At 42.4% G+C, this 19,786-nt stretch carries 11 protein-coding genes; 6 read left to right on the top strand and 5 right to left on the bottom strand.

Going from position 1 to position 19,786, the window contains the following annotated elements; all coding sequences use genetic code 11:
* Positions 1-116 precede the first annotated feature (116 nt).
* The 4 genes from ACEO2X_RS04435 to ACEO2X_RS04420 form a co-directional block, all read right to left on the bottom strand.
* Positions 117-1,736: an AarF/ABC1/UbiB kinase family protein gene (locus tag ACEO2X_RS04435; RefSeq protein ID WP_096901336.1), complete on the bottom strand. Its 1,620-nt coding sequence runs from the start codon at positions 1,734-1,736 to the stop codon at positions 117-119.
* Between the two features lie 13 nt (positions 1,737-1,749).
* Positions 1,750-2,445: an SCP2 domain-containing protein gene (locus tag ACEO2X_RS04430; protein ID WP_371971126.1), complete on the bottom strand. Its 696-nt coding sequence runs from the start codon at positions 2,443-2,445 to the stop codon at positions 1,750-1,752.
* An 11-nt stretch (positions 2,446-2,456) separates the two neighbouring features.
* On the bottom strand, positions 2,457-3,401 hold the full coding sequence (gene ubiE / locus ACEO2X_RS04425; protein ID WP_004975907.1) for a bifunctional demethylmenaquinone methyltransferase/2-methoxy-6-polyprenyl-1,4-benzoquinol methylase UbiE: 945 nt from the start codon (positions 3,399-3,401) through the stop codon (positions 2,457-2,459).
* A 168-nt stretch (positions 3,402-3,569) separates the two neighbouring features.
* Positions 3,570-4,274 carry a hypothetical protein gene (locus ACEO2X_RS04420; RefSeq protein ID WP_004975910.1) on the bottom strand — a complete coding sequence of 235 codons (705 nt, stop codon included), beginning with the start codon at positions 4,272-4,274 and terminating at the stop codon, positions 3,570-3,572.
* Positions 4,275-4,520: 246 nt separating this feature from the next.
* On the opposite strand from ACEO2X_RS04420, the gene ACEO2X_RS04415 reads away from it, so the two are divergent.
* Entirely contained in the window at positions 4,521-5,939 is a 1,419-nt protein-coding gene (locus ACEO2X_RS04415; RefSeq protein WP_104852966.1) for a phosphate--AMP phosphotransferase, read from the top strand.
* Positions 5,940-6,004: 65 nt separating this feature from the next.
* Here ACEO2X_RS04415 and ACEO2X_RS04410 read toward each other — a convergent pair whose 3' ends face one another.
* Entirely contained in the window at positions 6,005-6,514 is a 510-nt protein-coding gene (locus ACEO2X_RS04410; RefSeq protein ID WP_004975913.1) for a hypothetical protein, read from the bottom strand.
* 236 nt (positions 6,515-6,750) lie between these two features.
* Here ACEO2X_RS04410 and ACEO2X_RS04405 point away from each other — a divergent pair, with 236 nt between their 5' ends.
* The 5 genes from ACEO2X_RS04405 to pnp all read left to right on the top strand — a co-directional run bounded on the left by ACEO2X_RS04405 (position 6,751) and on the right by pnp (position 19,547).
* Positions 6,751-10,491: an exodeoxyribonuclease V subunit gamma gene (locus ACEO2X_RS04405; protein ID WP_371971125.1), complete on the top strand. Its 3,741-nt coding sequence runs from the start codon at positions 6,751-6,753 to the stop codon at positions 10,489-10,491.
* Positions 10,488-14,255 carry a UvrD-helicase domain-containing protein gene (locus ACEO2X_RS04400; protein ID WP_371971124.1) on the top strand — a complete coding sequence of 1,256 codons (3,768 nt, stop codon included), beginning with the start codon at positions 10,488-10,490 and terminating at the stop codon, positions 14,253-14,255. The genes ACEO2X_RS04405 and ACEO2X_RS04400 overlap by 4 nt, the downstream gene beginning before the upstream one ends.
* A gap of 109 nt (positions 14,256-14,364) precedes the next feature.
* The gene (gene recD / locus ACEO2X_RS04395) at positions 14,365-16,107 is read left to right on the top strand and encodes an exodeoxyribonuclease V subunit alpha (protein WP_371971137.1); all 1,743 of its coding nucleotides are present in this window, start codon (positions 14,365-14,367) and stop codon (positions 16,105-16,107) included.
* A gap of 821 nt (positions 16,108-16,928) precedes the next feature.
* Positions 16,929-17,198, top strand: a complete 270-nt coding sequence (rpsO, locus tag ACEO2X_RS04390; RefSeq protein WP_004975922.1) for a 30S ribosomal protein S15 — start codon at positions 16,929-16,931, stop codon at positions 17,196-17,198.
* Positions 17,199-17,459: 261 nt separating this feature from the next.
* Entirely contained in the window at positions 17,460-19,547 is a 2,088-nt protein-coding gene (gene pnp / locus ACEO2X_RS04385) for a polyribonucleotide nucleotidyltransferase (protein WP_171257431.1), read from the top strand.
* Positions 19,548-19,786 lie beyond the last annotated feature (239 nt).

Raw genomic sequence — 19,786 nt, 5'->3', positions numbered from 1 at the left:
CATGCGGTAGTTTTTAGGATGAGTTAGAGAAAATCAGCGTGATAAAAAAGCCTGCTTTAAAACAGGCTTTCTAATTTTTTTATCGTCTAATCAGTTTGTTATCAAGCAATGTGGCTTTATTTAGCTATACGCCAAATCGCCAAGAAACTTGCCAACGCGATTAAAACAATAGAGACATACCACGGTGCAATAATCGCAATGGAGAGGAAAATGGCCATAATGCTGCCAAAAATCCAGCTGCGTTTTTGCTGATGTTCCATTTGTAGACGCATGCTTTGTAATTCATGCAATTGTTTGGAATGCCAAGCCGATTGGTTTTTTAAACCATTTAAACTGTCAATCATTAAACTTGGTAAGTCTTGCGCACCCAGTAACAGGTCGGGAATTTGCTGCCCAATTTCTTTGACATTTTTGACTGGATTCATATTGGCTTTAATCCAATCCGTTAAAATTGGTTTTGCCAGTTTCCAGATATCCAGTTCTGGATATAAGTCTGTGCCCAAGCCTTCAACATGCACCAATGTTTTCAGGAGTAGCATCAATTGCGGTGGAATTTCCAAATGGAAACGACGTGCAATATCCATGACCTGAATCAGAATGCCTGCAAAGTCCAATTCGTGCATCGGTTTAGACACCATTGGCCCGACAGTACGGCGCATTTCACGGGCGAGAGCATCTTGATCTGTGCCCGGTGGAATCCAGCCAGCTTGGTGTACCACTTGAATCAGCTGCATAAAGTTGCTGTTCATCACCGCCAGCAACATACGTGCTACGGTCATTTGGTCATGCTTGGACAGCTCGCCCATAATCGCACAATCTAGCGCAATAAAACGCGGATTATTCGGATTGATGGTTTCCACAAAGACGTTGCCAGGATGCATATCGGCATGGAAAAAGTTGTCACGGAACACTTGAGTAAAGAAAATCGTGAGGCCTTTTTCTGCCAAATCGGCACGATTCATCCCCAAACGATCAAAGGTTGCCGTGTCGGAAATAGGCACACCTGTAATGCGCTCTGCCACCATCACATCTTTACTGTCCATATAGACTTCAGGCACGTACATCATGCTTGAGCCTGTAAAGTAGTGACGCATGCGGCGGGTGTTATCGGCTTCTAAGGTCAAATCCAGTTCGTTGAGAATAATTTGACGATAGTCCTGAATAATTTCAGATAAATGTAGAGCGCGTGCCGCTTCCAGACGTTTTTCCAGTGCTGCACCGAGCCATTCCAGAATTTCAAAATCTTGTAGAATTTGCTGGCGAATATCGGGACGGGTGACTTTAACGACGACTTCACGACCATCATGCAAGGCAGCGGTATGGACTTGCGCAATGGAGGCTGCTGCTAAAGGTTGCTCATCAAAACGGGCAAACAGGGTGTTGATGTCTGCCTTGAGCGATTGCTGAATTCGCATTTGTGCCACGTCAGAACCGAATGGTTTGACACGGTCTTGTAGCAACACCAATTGCTGTAAAACTTCAGGCGGAATCAGGTCACGACGTGTAGACAGTAATTGCCCAAGTTTAATCGCCAGTGGTCCCATTTCTTCTAAAGCTTCTTTGAGCTTCAGCGGGTTTTTACGCTCTTTACTTGACCAAGCCGCAGGGTGCATGCGAATAAAACTGAGTGCATGACGTGCCTTTTCTGGTAGTTCTTCCGCAGGAAACAACGTGTCGAGTCTATAGTGCGCGGCAATGCGCCAAAGTTCGAGTAAACGTGAAACGTGCGGAATCATAAAGACTTATTCCCTAGGGCTGAGTGGAGTTTAAGGTGTCAGAAGCGGTATCTGGCTGTGCATCAAGCTGCGTTTGTAGCTGTTGGATTTTGGCTTCGGCACGGTCTAAATTTTGTTGAAAAATGCGCGTATCTTGTTGTAAGTCATCCATTTGCCAGCGTGGGGCAAATAAACCACTGTCTTCTTTTAGGGCATCTTCAGCAAAGAACAAATGGCTGTGTAGACTGCGTTTTAAATGCTTGGGTGCAAGCTGAATTTTGCCAACTTCATGAGCCAAAGCAGGACCAATCCAAGGGCTTAAATGTGCGGCCAAGTCTAGTTCAGCCTGCTGCATAATGCGCTGAATATCTTGTAAAAGATGATAGTCACCTTGTAGGGGAATATTGCCCACTTCATCGGATAGCAACAGTTTGAGCAATTGCACCACATTTTTAACATGCAAAGTGGCCGTTGCGGGGCTGATATTTTGCGCTTGATCAAACGGGCGTTGCTCAAAAATAGAAGGCTGCTCGCTGTGACCTGTTGCAGTAGGTTCTAAACGAACTTTGTTGTCATCAAAAAAGACATCTACAGAAAGCTGTGGCGAATCGAGCACCACACGCAACATTTTGCCGTGTAGTTGGTTGAGCTGGATGCGAGTAATCGCATCCAAATCAATAACATGATGAATCAGTTTCTCAACTGCACCAAGGGCGAGAATTGACCACATTGCGGTACGCCTTAGAGTTTAAAACCACGGTGAACGGCAACAATACCACCAGTCAGGTTGTGGTAATCACAGTTTTGGAAGCCTGCCTGTTCCATCATGCCTTTTAAAGTGCGTTGATCTGGGTGCATACGAATAGATTCAGCCAAGTATTTGTAGCTTTCTGAGTCGTTTGCGACAATTTTACCCATCAATGGCAATGCTGTGAATGAATATAAATCGTAGAGTTTTGAGAACGGTTCAAATACTGGTTTTGAAAATTCTAAAATCAATAAACGACCACCCGGCTTGAGTACGCGGTACATCGCTGCCAAAGCTGCATCTTTATCGGTCACGTTACGTAAACCAAATGAAATAGTCAGTAAGTCAAAGCTGTTGTCTTCAAATGGTTCTAAAGTTTCGGCATTCGCCAACACGAAATCGACATTGGTACAGCCTGCATCAATTAGACGGTCACGGCCAACATTCAGCATAGATTCGTTAATATCTGACAGTACCACATGACCTGTAGGGCCAACTTCACGGCTAAAGACTTTGGCTAAGTCACCCGTACCGCCTGCAATGTCCAGTACGCGCTGACCACGACGTACACCTGACATATTAATCGCAAAGCGTTTCCATAAGCGGTGAATACCAAATGACATTAAGTCGTTCATAATGTCGTATTTGCTTGCAACCGAGTGGAAGACTTCTGCGACTTTCTGGGCTTTATCTTCACTGCTGACGGTTTGGTAGCCGAAGTGTGTGGTTGCACCGACATTGCCTGTGTTGGCACCGCGCGGCAAATTATATTTTGGCACTGAACCCGTAACAGGTGTATCCGTTAATTTTTGTTCTAAAGATTGTTGCTGACCTTGTGGAGCGCCTTGCGGTAGAGGTTCGGTTAAGAATGGACTCACTTTGTCTGTTGGTTGTGCCGACTCGGGAGTAGCGGTAGGCGTTTGATTTTCATTCGACATTGGAGTCACTCCTCAGGATAAAAAGGCTTAAGGCTGCAGTGTATGCATGATGACAGATTCTAAGCACTTGTACAGTAATCATCATGCAATTGTTATGAATAATATACAGAAAAAACCAAAGATAGCGTAAGTGTGCTGAATAAGTGTTGGTTATTTCACACATTGGGATTATGAAAATGGATGTAAATCACCTGCATGTACTTTGGCAATAATTTCCCGTTCTGTGGTAGTAAATTGCTTCACAAATTTCTCTGCAGACTTTAATGGTTTCATGGCTAAAAAGCCATCTTGCATAAACTCATACATAATTTGAAAACTGTATTTTTGCGCCGCGCCTTTACACATTTTAAAAGCGGTATAGACCACAAAAGAGCGCATATATTTATCTAGGTTTTTACCCAGTTCATCCAACATATTTAATTGTTTTAAGCGTGCTTCGCCCTGATCGAGCTTTAAATAAGTCAGACGCATCATCTCATCATTTAAAGGCATATTTTCAGGATAGTCCTGTAGCAATTGTATCGCGACTTGTTCATCTAACTGCACTGCCAAAATCGCCAGACTTACCCCAGAAGTCCCTGTTTTTATTGCATTTTCAGGGATGATTTTTTCAGCTTTGTGTGCATATTTCAGTAGGCGAGCAATTTGACCTGCCAAAGCGTCAAAATCTGGACCGCCATATAAGCGGTTTAAAAAATATTCAGCCATCAAGACATTGTGCTTTTCGGCAAACTGTGTGGCATGGGTGCGTTGCATACGCTGTTTTTGCCATGCTTGAACATCTTGTAAGCGTTGAAAAAGCATAGGATTTTTATGATATTTAAATTGATAATACAGTTCTAACAGCTCATCTAAAGCAGCAAGTTTAGACATAGGGTGTCTCATTATTGAGTTGAATGGGCAAATCTTAATGTGAGTTTGATCTCGTCGCTATGACAAATTACACAGAATTCCAAACGGCAAAGGTCAGTGTGTGAGATTAATCTACAAAAATAAGCGAAAAGTTGTTAAAAAATGGGTCGATATTCGTATACTGATCAAAGTCTGTCGCTCATTCTAATATCGTAAATATAGACGAATGATCAGCAGAGCTTAAATAACACAACAATAGGGTAGATGATGTCACAAGCACATACTGAATTTAAACTCATGGAAGAAGAACAACTTTCAGTCGAGCTAATTGAAGCCCAATATGCTTTAAAAAATACCAAAGGTGAAAAAAATGCCAAAAGTTTGCTGATTTTAGTGAGCGGCATTGAATTGGCGGGGAAAGGAGAGTCGGTCAAACAACTTAGGGAATGGGTCGATCCGCGTTATTTAAGGGTAAAAGCCGATGCGCCACACCCGTTTAATCCCAAACAGACACTTTGGCAGCCTTATGCACGTTTTATTCCTGCCGAAGGTCAAATTATGGTGATGTTTGGCAATTGGTATAGTGACTTATTAAGCACAGCCATGCATGTGTCTAAACAAATTGATGACACCATGTTTGATAACTATGTCGAAAAAATGCGTGCCTATGAAGAAGACTTAAAAAATAACCATGTGGATGTCATTAAAATCTGGTTCGATTTATCGTGGAAATCACTACAAAAACGACTAGATGATATGGAACCGAGCGAAGTGCATTGGCATAAATTGCACGGCTTGGATTGGCGCAATAAAAAGCAATATGACAGCTTACAAAAGCTGCGCCAACGCTTTACCGATGACTGGATTATGATTGATTGCGAAGATGAAACCATCCGCGATCAACAATTTGCACAGCATATTTTACGTGCTTTAGAGCATTGTCCTGTGCATCCGACCAGTTCGGGCATCACTTGGCAAGCTGCAGAAATTCCAGAAGTTTTGCTTAATCCTGTATCTGAATCGGTCAATGAGGATGACTATAAAGCAGAGTTAAAGAAACTCACGAAAAAAGTGGCAGATGCACTGCGTTTAGACAACCGTAATGTCAGCATTGTTTTTGAAGGAATGGACGCAGCAGGCAAAGGCGGCGCGATTAAACGGATTGTAAAAAAACTGGATCCGCGTGAATACGAAATTTACACCATTAGTGCACCTGAAGCCTTTGAAATCAGTCGTCCTTATTTGTGGCGTTTTTGGACGAAAATTCTGCCTGAAGAAAAAATCAATATTTTTGACCGTTCTTGGTATGGTCGGGTATTGGTAGAACGTGTAGAAGGTTTGATTAGCCCACTGGAATGGCAGCGTTCTTATGACGAAATCAACCGTTTTGAAAAAGACTTAAATGATCATCAAACTGTCGTCATCAAATTTTGGTTAGCCATTAGTAAAGATGAGCAGGAGCTGCGTTTTAAAGCACGTCAGGAAACCGCACATAAGCGTTTTAAAATTACAGATGAAGACTGGCGCAACCGTAGCCGTTGGGATGATTATTTGGTGGCAGCGGCAGATATGCTGCAACGTACCAGTACCGAATATGCACCGTGGCACATCATTCCGAGTAATGACAAAAATGCAGCACGTTTGGAAATTTTAAGAACCATCTTGAAACAACTCAAGGCAGAATAATCTGCCTCGAGGATGCAAAGACTGCGTGTTAAGTTAGCTGAATTTGAGTCTGTTTAGTTTAAAAATTAAGCATTCACAACTTTGGCTTGTTTAAGCTGAATGCTTTTTGCCAGTTTATAGCTTTCTTCAACATGCGTTTCGGCAATTTTTTTCATAATAAAATAACCCAAACCTGCTGCCACCATTTGTCCACCCAATGGAATAAACTTGGTGACTTGTTTGGTGATGTACTTGGCTGCGACATTATTCAGGGATTTTTTTACTGCAGTACGCGCCACGACTAAGCCTGAAAATTCCACACCGCGTTTACGCAATTCGCTCCAGTGGACTTTTCGGGTTTCAGGATCATACACGCTGACTTGCTCAGGAGATAAGCCAAAACGTGCATTAATTTCTGGAATCAGTTGCGACAAGATGCCCACATCAATGACAACGTCTAAGAACGGCACAGGAATGACGGCTGCACCTGCAGAAAAATAGGCACGTTTTTTGACCAGTTCTAGGCATTCTGCACGAATCATTTCCAAGTCTAGGCTTGGATCAATACTGTCTGGAATTGTCTCTCTTTTTATCATAAGTACAACCTTAAAATGGCGGATAATCGTATGCTGTTTGGTAAATTAAACCACTTTATTCAAAGCACTTTTTGAATAAAGTAGGCAATAAAAGTATGCTTGTAAAGTGGCATACACCGTTGTAAGTGTATAGCCAATAATCTTTATTCTTTTGTTGTGCTTGAGGCAAATGATAGATCAACGGCCTTCTAGTACATTTAATACATTCTTATTCAAAATAAATTAAAGGATACCTTATGGCGATTCATGTCATACAAAGCCAACGTATAGAAGTTTTAGTCAATGAAATGCTGAAAACCATACGTCAACCGACATCGAATCCGCTTCAGGTGCTACAAACCCAGCATTTTATTGTGCCTTCAGTGGCAGTAGAAAAGTGGCTGACGGAAAAAATAGCCGAGCAAAAAGGCATTAGTGCCAATACTGAATTTCATCATCGTATTCGTGCCTTTCAATGGGCCGCTTATCAGGCAGTTTTAGACGATAAAGATCGGGTGCGTCAGGCAAATATTCCGCGTATTGTGATGCAATGGCGTGTGTTTTATGACTTACAACCGTGGATACAACACGAACAAAACCCACTTCCTTCCGAGCATGCTTTACATCGTTTGATTCAGCGAATTTATGACAGCGCAGAGCAATTGTCACAGGGTTTAGAAAAGCAGCTCAAAAAGCAAAACATGCTGTATTGGGTGGCAGATAAAGTTTCACGTTTATTTAGCAATTACATGGTTTATCGTGGTTTTTGCCAAAAAGGCTGCGAGGGTGTCTGCCAATGTCAAAGCAATTGGTTAGCGGTTTGGGGACAGCAGAAACGCCTGAACTTAAAGCAGCAAATTTATATCCCTAAAAACTTTGAGAGCGAAGAAGAAAAACAAGCGGCATTGGAAATAGCCGCATTTACTCAAGAGCAAGCCGAAGAATTAGAGCAATGGCAAAGTTGGTTGTGGTTGCATATTTTTCATGCAGATTTTGAAAAAATGCAGGAGATTGATCTGCAATTTTGGCAAGCTTTGGGCGAGCCTGAAAATCCAAATTCGTGTATTAACAAATTACCCAAACAGTTGGTGATTTTTACCTTATTGGATTTGCCGCCAAGTCAGTTGCTGTTTATCCGCCGTTTGGCGCAGTATATGGATATTTTTATTCTGCATTACAACCCATCGCAAGAATATTGGGCAGACATGGTCGATCCTAAGTGGAAATTAAACATGGATGCGCGAATCAAAAGTCGTTTTATTCGTGAGATGGAAAGTCAAAATAAAACCGTAAGTGATGATGATATTGCTGCATATATCAAAAAATATAATGGCGAATTTAATGCCGATATGCGCGAGTCACATCATCCTTTGCTGACACGCTTTGGTAAACAGGCACGTGATCACTTTTCTTTATTGGCGGCGTTGTCAAGTGGTGATGAAGGCGAGTGGTATGATCTTTTCCCTGAAGAAGAGCCGCAGCATTTACTGGGTAAAATTCAATCGGATGTATTGAATTTGGTTGAGCCAGTCGCGCAGGCGTATGACTTAGATCCTGCCGATGAGTCATTGCAAATTCATGTGTGTCATTCAAGTTTACGTCAGCTTGAGGTACTCAAAGATCGTTTAATTGCATGGCTAGGACAAGATGACAGCCGCCAAGCCAGTGATATTTTGGTATTGAGTCCGAAACTCAAAGAACAAGAGTCTTTAATTCGCAGCGTATTTGCTGCACCGCCAAGTGAGCGTGATCTCTATCAGAAAGGACAACAAAAAGCACAGCAGAATCAAGCTACTTTAGGGCATCAACTCAGTCAAGATAGTGTGTATTTGCCTATTCAAATAGCAGGTATCAGCTCTTTAGATATTCACAATGCTTGGCGTGCGGTGGTTGGGCGTATAGCGTTGGTACAAGGACGTTTTAGCTTTGAGGAGTTTGGTGACTGGTTGAGTTTAGCTGCCACACAACAGCGTTATGCCTTGAATTTAAACAATATTGAGCGCATGAATGAGTTGTTGGCCAATGCAGGTTTTAAACGTGGTTTAGATGCCGAGCATTTAAAACGCAGCCTGAGTGCAGATGATCAAGATTATCGGTTCAGCTTAAAGTTTGCTTTAGATCGTTTGGCTTTGGGCGTTGCAGTGCCAGAGCATTGCGTGGTTCAGCACACTTTAAGTTATGCCGATGTGCAAAGTAGCGATTTTGAATTGATTTTTAAACTGGTTCAAATTTATCAGGATTTTGCACAGCGCCGTGATTGGCTAATTCAGCATGAATTGGGGCAAGCCAAAACGGTGGAATATTGGCTTAAACAACTGATGCAAGACCTGAGTGAGTTTCAGGATGCAGGGGTAGATGTGTTGGCATCGGTGTTTAGTTTGGTGCAAAAACATGACCGTATGCTGACCTTAGCCAGTTATTTTGATGTGCAGTCGGGTCAAGATTTGCGTCATTTAAGCTTACCGCTGGATTATATTCTGCAAGAAATTTCAGCCCAGCTCGAAACCCAACTCGAACAAGCCAGTCCATCGGGCGCCATTACCTTTAGCCAAATTGGTGCAATTCGTCCACTGCCGTATAAGCTGATTGTGATGCTGAATTTGGACAATGGCGTGTTCCCAAGTCGTGACCAGCAATTGGCTTTTGATTTGATGCAATTATTAAAACCACAACTCGGAGATCGTTCACGCATTGAGGATGATCAAGGGGCATTTTTAGATAGTTTATTGTTGGCGCAAGACAGTGTTTGGTTATTTTATAACGGTTTTGATGTCAGTGATGGCGAGGTGCGCGATCCATCCGTGCTGGTGCAGGAATTTGTGCAGCATTTGGAGTTGATTGTGAAACATCCCGATGAAGCTAGCGATTCACGCTTAAATTTGAATGGTGTCGAGATTCCCGCACAATTGAAATCTCTTTATCACTTACATAGTTTGCAACCTTTTGATCAACTGCGTTTTGCCGAAAGCCGTGAAGTTCGCTTTAAAGATCAATGGTATCGGGTTGCCAAACAAATGCAGCAAGAAACCACACCACGCGAAGCATGGTTTGGTGAATATCCATTATTGCCACAAGACGTGGTGGTACTCGACAGTATACAATGGATTCGAGATGTATGTTTCCCTGCACGTGCCTATTTAAAAGCGATTGGAGTCGAAAATTTACAATCCGACACTGCTGCAATGAACCATGAGCCACTGATTTTAAATGGCTTGGAAAAATATAGTGTGCGTGATTTTTTACTCCAACATGGCACGCAAGATGCAGAAAGCTTGTTGCAAGATACTTTACCTGTGGGCAAAACTTTAAATGCCACGTTTAAAACGGGACTGCAAGAACAGCAATATTTACGTGACATACTGCAGCAGTTTGCAGATGAGGCAACCGCAACAACGCAACAGCTTTGGAAAATGAATCCGCATTTGCATATCCGTATTCAAGTGCCTGAACAGCCTACAAAGCTTTGGTGTAGCGTGGTGGCAGCGAGTGCCAGACCAAAAAAATATGCCGAAGTATGGTTGGAATATCTGTTCTGGGTGGCTTATCAGAACACAGAACAGCAAGATTTAGAGCGGATTGTGGTGTGTAAAGATGCGGTGATTCATTTTGCCAATATCCATGCACAGCAAGCACACGAGTATTTAGCCCAGTGGTTTGAGTTCTGGAAACACGCACAGCAATATCCTGTGTTATTGCCTGCGGCTTTGGTTTTAAAAATGAAAGATAAAAAAGAATTTGAAATTCAGTGGGATGAAGCTCAGTCCGATCAAGTTTTGAATATGGAAAGCTTCGTAAAACATTGGCATGACGGTGCTAGGAGGAGCTTTATTGATGAAAGTGAGAAAAATCACCCAGACTGGTCATTTATTTTTCAAGACAGTGAAACTGAACCGTTGTTGATTGAGGCATTTCAGCAATATAGCCATCGACTGTATCAGCCCATCATTGAAAATTATGAATCTGCGAAAAATCTTCAAAAACAAGGGGAATCTGCGTGAACTCATCTAGCCCATTCCCAATTTGTTATGACCCAATTCAAGAGATGCAATTCAAAGGCTTGCATTGGATTGAAGCATCGGCAGGTACAGGAAAAACCTATACTTTATCTAGTTTGATGGTGCGGATTTTCCTGAAAGATTATTTGCCTAATCAGGTGATTGCGACCACATTTACCCGTGCCGCAGCAGCCGAGCTAAAAAGTCGTATTCGTGCACGTTTGCTTGAAACCCAACAATATATCGATCAGTGTTTAAACCAGTCTTTAGATCAGCGTGCCCTTGCAGAAAAAATTACACAACTACAAGACCCTTTACTCAAAAATGTTCTGCAGGAATATCGCTTAAAACTGGACTATGCCAGTTCACGTTTGAACTTGGTGATTGCACAACTCGATGAATTATTTGTCGGAACGCTGGATAGCTTTAGCCAAAAATTATTGCGTGAATTTTCCTTTGAAAGCGGCAAAATTGAGCGCGCCAATATTACCGACCAAGCATTGGTCTATACTGAACAATTGGTGCATGATGTGCTGCGTGAATGGATTCAAGCACAGCCTCAGCATGTTGTGGACTATATGCTGTTATGTGGGCGGTTGAAATCTGCAGCAGACTATGAGGGGTTGGTCAATACCAGTTTGAATTTTGCATCGGCAGAGATTCAGGGCATAGATCAGGCACAATTGGATGTACAAGATTTAGCAGAGGCGTTGCAGAATTTAGCCAGTATCACCATGACGCAAATTGAAGAATTAAAAGAATATTATGATGGTGAATATAGCTTTAATTTTTCCGATTATGTCGCGGGGAGTGATAAGAAGGGGTTGCAGCCACTATTTACAGTGACTTTGCCAAAACTGATTGAAAAAATTAAGCACAGCCCTTTAGAACATTATTTTAATTCACATCTTGCCGCATTGTTTAATGCGGTCTTTGCACTATATTTGAACCAAGACGGCAAGCTCAGAAAATCAATTTTTAACAAAGCGAAAGCACCATGTACGCAAGAGGTGCAAGATGCTTTTTTTGATCATCCTGTGATCCGAAAAATCAAAGCAGTTGTGGATGCCAAACTTAATTTTGAGCGTCAAATTGAATTGGTGGAGACCAATTTAAAATTCTATTTGGTACAACACGTCAAACAGCGTTTACCGCAACTTTTACAGCAAAAAGGGGAAACCACTTTTTCCCAACAAATTCGCAGTTTAGCTGAAGCTTTGCAGGGAGAACGTGGGCAGCGTTTTGCACAGTTTGTGCATACGCGTTATCCACTGATTTTGGTGGATGAATTTCAGGATACCAACCAAGATCAAGATGACATGCTGGCACAAATTTGGCGCAATCCAAAGTGGTATGCGCGTGGTTGTATGATTATGGTGGGCGATCCTAAGCAGGCGATTTATGGTTTCCGCGGTGGTGATATGCTGACCTATAACAATGCCCGCGATGATGTGCTGAAAAAACAAGGTCGCATTTACTCGCTCAGACAAAATCATCGTTCAGTGAAAGAGCTGGTCAGTGTGGTGGATGAGTTATTTAAACGCCAACCCGCTTTTGGTGAAAAAGTGATTTATGATCCTGTCATTGCAGGTTCACGTCCTCATCCTGCTTTAATGGATCGGCAACAGGTCAATCCTGCACCGCTGCGTTGGGTAACGGTGGAACATGATCAGGATGAGTCCATTCAAATTGCACGAAAAATTCGCGAGTTATTAAATCAAGGCATTGCAGGCGATTTATATTTTGATCACTCTTCAGGCAAAGTCGCTTTACAAGCCGATGATATTGCCATTTTATCGACCAGTCATCAAAAGCTTGATCAAGCCCAATACGAGCTTGAACGGATTGGAATTCAGGTCAATAGAAGTAGTCAGCGCAGTGTTTTTACAGGCTTTTTAGCCAAAGATGTGGCGGCAATTTTAACTGCAATTTTACATCCTTATGATGAAGCCAAGGTCAAGCGTGCCTTACTGACACGTTTATTGGGTTATAACCTGCAACAGTTGATTGAACTTGAGCAACAGGGGTTAGGTCAGTTTATTTATGACTTCGACTGCATTCGGGAAATGTGGGTCAATAAAGGCTTTTTAACCGCATGGAATTACTGCCTGAACTTATTTAAAATTTGGGAAAATTTGGTGGCAAAACGCAGTTTTGACAATGAACGGCATGTGGTGAATTTACGCCATTTAACCGAATTGCTGAGTCGTCAAAGTGAACGCCATCAAGGGGCTTACATGCTGTATTACTGGTATTTACAGCAAGTTGAATCACCTGCCAAACGCGATTGGGAAATTGAACGAAAACTTTCTAATGCGGCAGGCGTGAAATTGATGACCATTCACCAGTCCAAAGGCTTGGAGTTTAAAGTGGTCTTTTTGATGTCGGCAGATCAGCCACCTATATCTGACAAGTCTGCTTTGGTGTTTGCAACGCAGGAAGAGCAAGGCATTGAGCAACGTATCATTGCCATTAAACATAAAGACATAGATGCCACAGCAATGCAGCAGCACAGTGAGCGCCGTTTGGCAGAGTTGAATCGGCTTTGGTATGTGGCACTCACCCGTGCCAGTTATCGGGTCTATGCGATGCTAAAACAGCCTACGCCTGCAAAAGAAGGTAAAAAAGAGGCTGCACCAAAATCTGCTGGTTTAAATGTCTGGCGTTTACAAGCGCCAAGTTCAGCAGAAATTGCAGCAGCATGGAGCTGTGATGAAGCACCTCTGACACAATTGGCGGCAGCATTACAACTTGAACAAGTGCAAGAAATTAAGATTGAAGCTGCAGATTTTCCGCAGCGTCGCTTTTATCCACGAACCAAAACCAGTTTTAGTGGCTTGGCACAACATTTACCTGCCGCCATGCGTAGCGATACTTTGGCATTGGCAAGCGAGGAGCAGGCTGCTGCTGCCGACGAAATCAATCAGGAACCTGTCGAAACGGAACAGGAAATCGTACAGGTGGCTCAACCGATTGCATGGATCAAAGCTAATTTTCAGCGTGGTACTCAAGCGGGGAGTTTTTTACATAAACTCTTTGAATATATCGACTTTCAAGCCAGTCATGATGACATTTTTGAAGAAGTCAAACGCCGTTTTCATAACGACAAAGAGTTTAATTCAGATGTGTTATTGGTAGATTTGATTGCAAAACTCGACACTGCCAAAGGCAGCGCGACTGTGCAGGAAGCAGATATTTTTGCGCACATGACCGAGTGGCTGAAGGATGTGTTGAATACTCCTTTGCACGATACTTTCCAGCTTTCCGCCTTATCTACTGCACATTATTTATCAGAGTTTCCATTCTATTTGGCGTTGGCAGATCAGCGCTTATTTATTCAAGCAATTCAGCAATTGTTTGAAGATGCGGGACATCCTATTCAAGATTTAAATGAAGCCGCTACTGCGCGTTATCTGACAGGCTCAATTGACTTGGTTTATTTTGATGGGCAGTGTTATCACATTGCCGACTATAAGAGTAATTATTTGGGTGCCGATCAGCGCGATTATGAAAAAACCAATCTTGAACGTAACATGACCCAATCAAGTTATTGGTTACAAGCGGCATTGTACTTGGTGGCATTGCATCGTTATTTAGGCAGTCGTTTGCAAAATTATGATATTCGGCAACATTTGGGCGGAGCCAGCTATTTGTATTTACGTGGTATGCAAGGGCAAACAGGGCAAGGGGTTTGTCATTGGCAGCCTGATGCGGAATTTATTCTGCAATTAGATCAGATATTGGGTTACTTTGAACTTAAAAAATAACGCTAAGTCAGCTTATCGACTCAATAAAACAATTGCTTATCCTGTGGATAACTTTGAGGATAACTGTGTGGAAAACAAGCATATTCACTTAAATTCAGCGCAAACCCCAATGCAGGCGTGGATGAATTACCTGTGTCAGCCGCCATTTAGCAATGTCGCTTTTGATGCTTCAGCACAAATTTTGATGCAACAGGTACTCGATGCCATTGAGCAAGGCGATAGCTGTATTCCTGCAACTGCAGAACAAGTGGCGGCATTGCAGCATTTGCACATGAACTTGCAGCGCGGCGCTTTAAATCCTGATCCACAAATTGCGCCATTTGTATTTGACGGGCAGCGTTTGTACTTGTATCGCTACTGGAAACTAGAACATCAGGTCGCCAACGATATTTTACGGATTCAGGCGCAGGCACCTTTGTCATTTGAATTACAAACCGATCAGCTTAATTTATTGCAAGATCCACAGCAGCAAAAAGCGTTACAAACTGCGGCAACTCAAAGTTTGAGCATTATTACAGGCGGGCCAGGTACAGGAAAAACCTATACTTTGGCGCATATTATTGCGGTGCTCAATCAAGCTTTACCCAATATTCGAATTGCGATGGCGGCACCGACAGGTAAGGCGGCACAGCGGATGCAGGAAGCCTTGCAAAATGCTTTAAATAGTCAAGCTTTACAATCGTTTAATGTCGATGCCTTGTGTCAATTACAACCTATGACCTTGCATCGTTTATTGGGCTTGGGCAATACAGGCAAGCCACGTTTTCACGCCAAACAGCCTTTACCTTATGATGTGATTGTGGTCGATGAAGCTTCGATGTTGGATTTAAGCCTGTCACAGATGTTATTGGCTGCCATTCCTGCGCAGGCACGTTTAATTCTGTTGGGCGATGCCAATCAATTGGCTTCAGTCGATGTCGGTACAGTATTGGCCGATTTACAGCAAGTGCCTGAACTCGCAAATAACCGTGTCAATTTAGTGACCACACGTCGTTTTGCTGAAGGTGCAAAAATTGGCGCAATGGCGAAGTTTATTCAGCAAGAACATTCTCCTGCACAGGTTTTGGCTGAGTTTGAACAGCAAGTCGTGGCAGCAGGTGAATTAAAGCCAATTCAATTTAAGCAAGTCGAAATAGATGCCCTACAACTGCAATATTTACCTCAGCAAAATGGGCAAATTTCAGCGGAAAATTTAGCGCATTATTATGATCAGCTGATGTATGGTTATCAGGCTTATGTAGCGGTATTAAAAGCACATACTTTGGGCTTGAAACAATCAAGTACAGCATTTCAAGCGCATGTTGAGAATGTGGTGAATGTATTTGATGATTACCGTATTTTAACCGCAATTCGTCATGGTCATTTGGGTTTACAACAACTGAATTTGCAGATTGAAAAACGCTTGTTGCAACAGTTAAAACAAACCAAACATGGCGATTGGTATGCAGGACGCCCCGTCATGATGACCTATAACGATTATCAACTGGGGTTGTCGAATGGTGATATTGGCATCTGTTTTATGCGAGAGCAGAATGATCAGCGCCAGTTTGAAGTATATTTTCCAAGTTTAAATAAGTGGGTGCCTGCAACACGCTTACCTAAAAATATTGAAACCGCATTTGTACTTACTATTCATAAATCGCAAGGTTCTGAATTTACTCATACAGCTGTGGTGTTGGATGCTGCGGCAAAAAACTTGCTGAGTAAGGAGCTGATCTACACTGCCATTACCCGTGCTAAAAAAGTCGTAAGTTTGTTGGTTGATGCGCAAGCTTTGCAGCAAGCTTTGATGATTCGTACCCGTCGCAGCAGTGGTTTATTAGCCAGAATTAATGACGCTTTGGATTGTTAAGTAAAACTGAATAAGAGATGGTTTTGTACGAAATGGCTTACATTGATTCGAGAAATTTGCGCATAGAGATTTCAAGATCTTTTTGAGAAGATGACTTCACATAAAAAGCTCAATAGGGATAGTTGAGCATAATCGCAGAATAATAACGATAAATGTCGAAAGACAGCGAACTGACAGGACGTGAGTGAGAAGAGGAAACTTACAGCCGCTAAGCCTTGTAGTTTTGGGAGAGACTACAGGGCTTTTTTATGCCTGTAAGTTTGGGTGATTTGCAAAATGCTGACAATGCTTACCTGTTGTAAGAAAAAGCTTACAAATAGATACGAGAAATACGACTTCTTTCACTTTAGTATTGTGGCAAAATCTACCACACAAGGACGTGAAAGCAAGAACAGGAATGTTCAGAGAATAAGACGCGAAAACGCGCAAATAACCACAATAAACAAGACAATAAGAATAATAAGACAAGAAACTACAGCGCAAAAAACAGTCCGAGCTATGCTCGGGCTGTTTTATTTTAACGGCAAAATATTCCAGTGGATGAAAAGCAGTTGGCAAAATATTACATATTATCAATCATATACAATTGTATATTTATTTTCCTTAGACACTTTATACCTAACATGATGTGTATACCCTTAGCATAAATCATACTTTTATTGGTACATCTCAAAATTAAAAGTGCTTGTTTGTCGTTCTGTTTTGCAATCGGCACGTTTTTGCCTTAAAATAATGCCCTTGCTGTAGTGATGCACGGCAGTCAATTGAGCAATCAATTGATCGGTATCAAATCTTTTTATTAAGCATCTCGGAGAAATCGAATGGCTTTAACAAACGCAGATCGCGCAGAGATCATCGCTAAATTTGCTCGTGCTGAAAACGACACTGGTTCACCAGAAGTTCAAGTAGCGCTTTTAACTGCTCAAATCAATGACTTACAAGGTCACTTCAAAGAGCACAAACACGACCACCATAGCCGTCGCGGTCTAATCCGTATGGTTAACCAACGTCGTAAGTTACTTGACTACCTTAAAGGCAAAGATGTGACTCGTTACAGCGCATTGATTGCTGCTTTAGGTTTACGTCGTTAATTCGATTTAAGCTTTTATTTTCGGACTATTGCATGTTGAATGCTGTATTACTGAAAACTAAAGTATATCTAGCCTTGGCTAGATCAGTGGAAGGGGCGAATGATTCGCTCCTTCTTTGTGTTTAAAAATCGTGTTTCATTCGAGTGAGGTCGGCTTCTAAGCTTTGTCATTTACCTAAACAATTGTATTGTGAATGCCAAACCTTAGGGGTCTCCACGAGAATAATTGTTCACAAGAACTAGGAAAAAATAAAACATGTCGATGTTTAATATTATTCGTAAAGAATTCCAATTTGGTCAGCACCAAGTTGTACTTGAAACTGGTCGTGTAGCGCGTCAAGCCAACACGGTAATGATTACTATGGGTGGCGTGACTGTATTGGTTGCAGTGGTTGCTCAACCAACAGCAAAAGCGGGTCAAGATTTCTTCCCACTGACTGTTAACTATCAAGAAAAACAATATGCTGCAGGTCGTATCCCAGGTGGTTATGGTAAGCGTGAAGGCCGTGCTTCTGAAGCAGAAACTTTAATTTCACGTTTAATTGACCGTCCAATTCGTCCGTTGTTCCCAGAAGGTTACTACAACGAAATTCAAGTTACTGCGACTGTTGTATCTTCTGACAAAACCATGGAAGCTGACATTGCTGCAATGTTAGGTACGTCTGCTGCACTTGCAATTGCAGGTACACCGTTCCGTGGCCCAATTGGTGCGGCGCGTGTGGGTTTAATCAACGGCGAATACGTGCTTAACCCGAACTTTGAGCAAATGGCGCAATCTGACCTTGACCTTGTGGTTGCAGGTACAGAATCTGCTGTATTGATGGTTGAGTCTGAAGCAAAAGAACTTTCAGAAGACCAAATGTTAGGCGCAGTGCTTTACGGTCATGACGAAATGCAAATCGCGATTCAAGCGATCAAAGAATTTGCTGCGGCTGCAGGTGCAACTGAGTCAACTTGGACTGCTCCAGAGAAAAACGAAGACCTTCGTGCAAAACTAAAAGAAGCGTTTGAAGCAAAAATTTCTGAAGCGTACACCATTGCGATCAAACAAGACCGTTATGCTGCATTAGATGCACTTCAAGCAGAAGCAGTTGCGCAATTCGTTCCTGAAAATGACGAAACTGGCATTGCAGATGACTTGAACGAACTCTTTGAAGATCTTAAATACCGTACCGTACGTGACAACATCTTGTCTGGTAAACCACGTATTGATGGTCGTGACACCAAAACCGTTCGTGCGCTTGACGTACAGGTTGGCGTTCTAGACCGTGCGCACGGTTCTGCATTGTTTACCCGTGGTGAAACTCAGGCTTTGGTTACCACCACTTTAGGTAATACACGTGATGCCTTGATGGTTGATACCTTATCGGGTACTAAAACTGACAACTTCATGTTGCACTACAACTTCCCTGCATATTCAGTAGGTGAAACAGGTCGTGAATCTGGCCCTAAACGTCGTGAAATTGGTCATGGTCGTTTGGCACGTCGTGGTGTGCAAGCAGTTCTTCCTGCAGCAGATCGCTTCCCGTATGTGATTCGTATCGTATCGGACATCACTGAATCAAACGGTTCATCTTCTATGGCGTCTGTTTGTGGTGCATCGTTATCACTTATGGATGCAGGTGTTCCATTGAAAGCACCAGTTGCGGGTATCGCAATGGGCTTAGTGAAAGAAGGCGAGCGTTTCGCTGTACTTTCTGACATTTTGGGTGATGAAGACCACCTTGGCGACATGGACTTTAAAGTTGCGGGTTCTGCCAACGGTATTACTGCATTGCAAATGGACATCAAGATTGAAGGCATCACTGAAGAAATCATGGAAGTTGCATTAAACCAAGCTTATGCAGGTCGTATGCATATCTTAAATGCAATGAACCAAGTGATTTCACGTGCGCGTCCAGAAATTTCAATGCATGCACCAACTTTCCAAGTGATTAACATCAACCCAGACAAGATTCGTGACGTGATTGGTAAAGGTGGTGCTACCATCCGCCAAATTACTGAAGAAACTAAAGCGGCAATTGATATTGAAGACAACGGTACAGTGCGCGTATTTGGTGAAACCAAAGCTGCTGCACAAGCTGCTGTTGCAAAAATTCAGGCTTTAACTGCTGAAATCGAGCCGGGTACAATTTACACAGGTAAAGTAATCCGTATTGTTGAATTCGGTGCGTTCGTAAATATCCTTCCGGGTACTGACGGTTTACTTCACATTTCTCAAATTTCAAATGAGCGTATTGCCAACGTTGCAGACGTGTTGAAAGAAGGTCAGGAAGTGAAAGTACAGGTTGCTGATGTAGACAACCGTGGTCGTATCAAATTAACTATGAAAGATATCGAACAAGCGTAATGCTGTGTTGATGATCTGAAATGGTCAAAAAACCCGTATTCAATCTGAATGCGGGTTTTTTTATGCTAAAAATTTTGTTGCATCGTACAAACCATCTTTGTTGTATGAAAAGCGTAAGCGTCCGCTGAACACACCTTCTGAATTCATCCTATAAGCCTTAATTTAGTCCCCACTTAGAAACAAGTGGGGACTTAAATTTATGACTACAAATCATCAGACATCCATCGCATCTCTTGCGA

This window comes from Acinetobacter sp. AL9, assembly GCF_041464035.1.
Lineage (GTDB): Bacteria > Pseudomonadota > Gammaproteobacteria > Pseudomonadales > Moraxellaceae > Acinetobacter > Acinetobacter towneri.
Note: the sequence above shows the minus strand (reverse complement) of the source record. Positions and strands in the feature narration are given on the sequence as shown.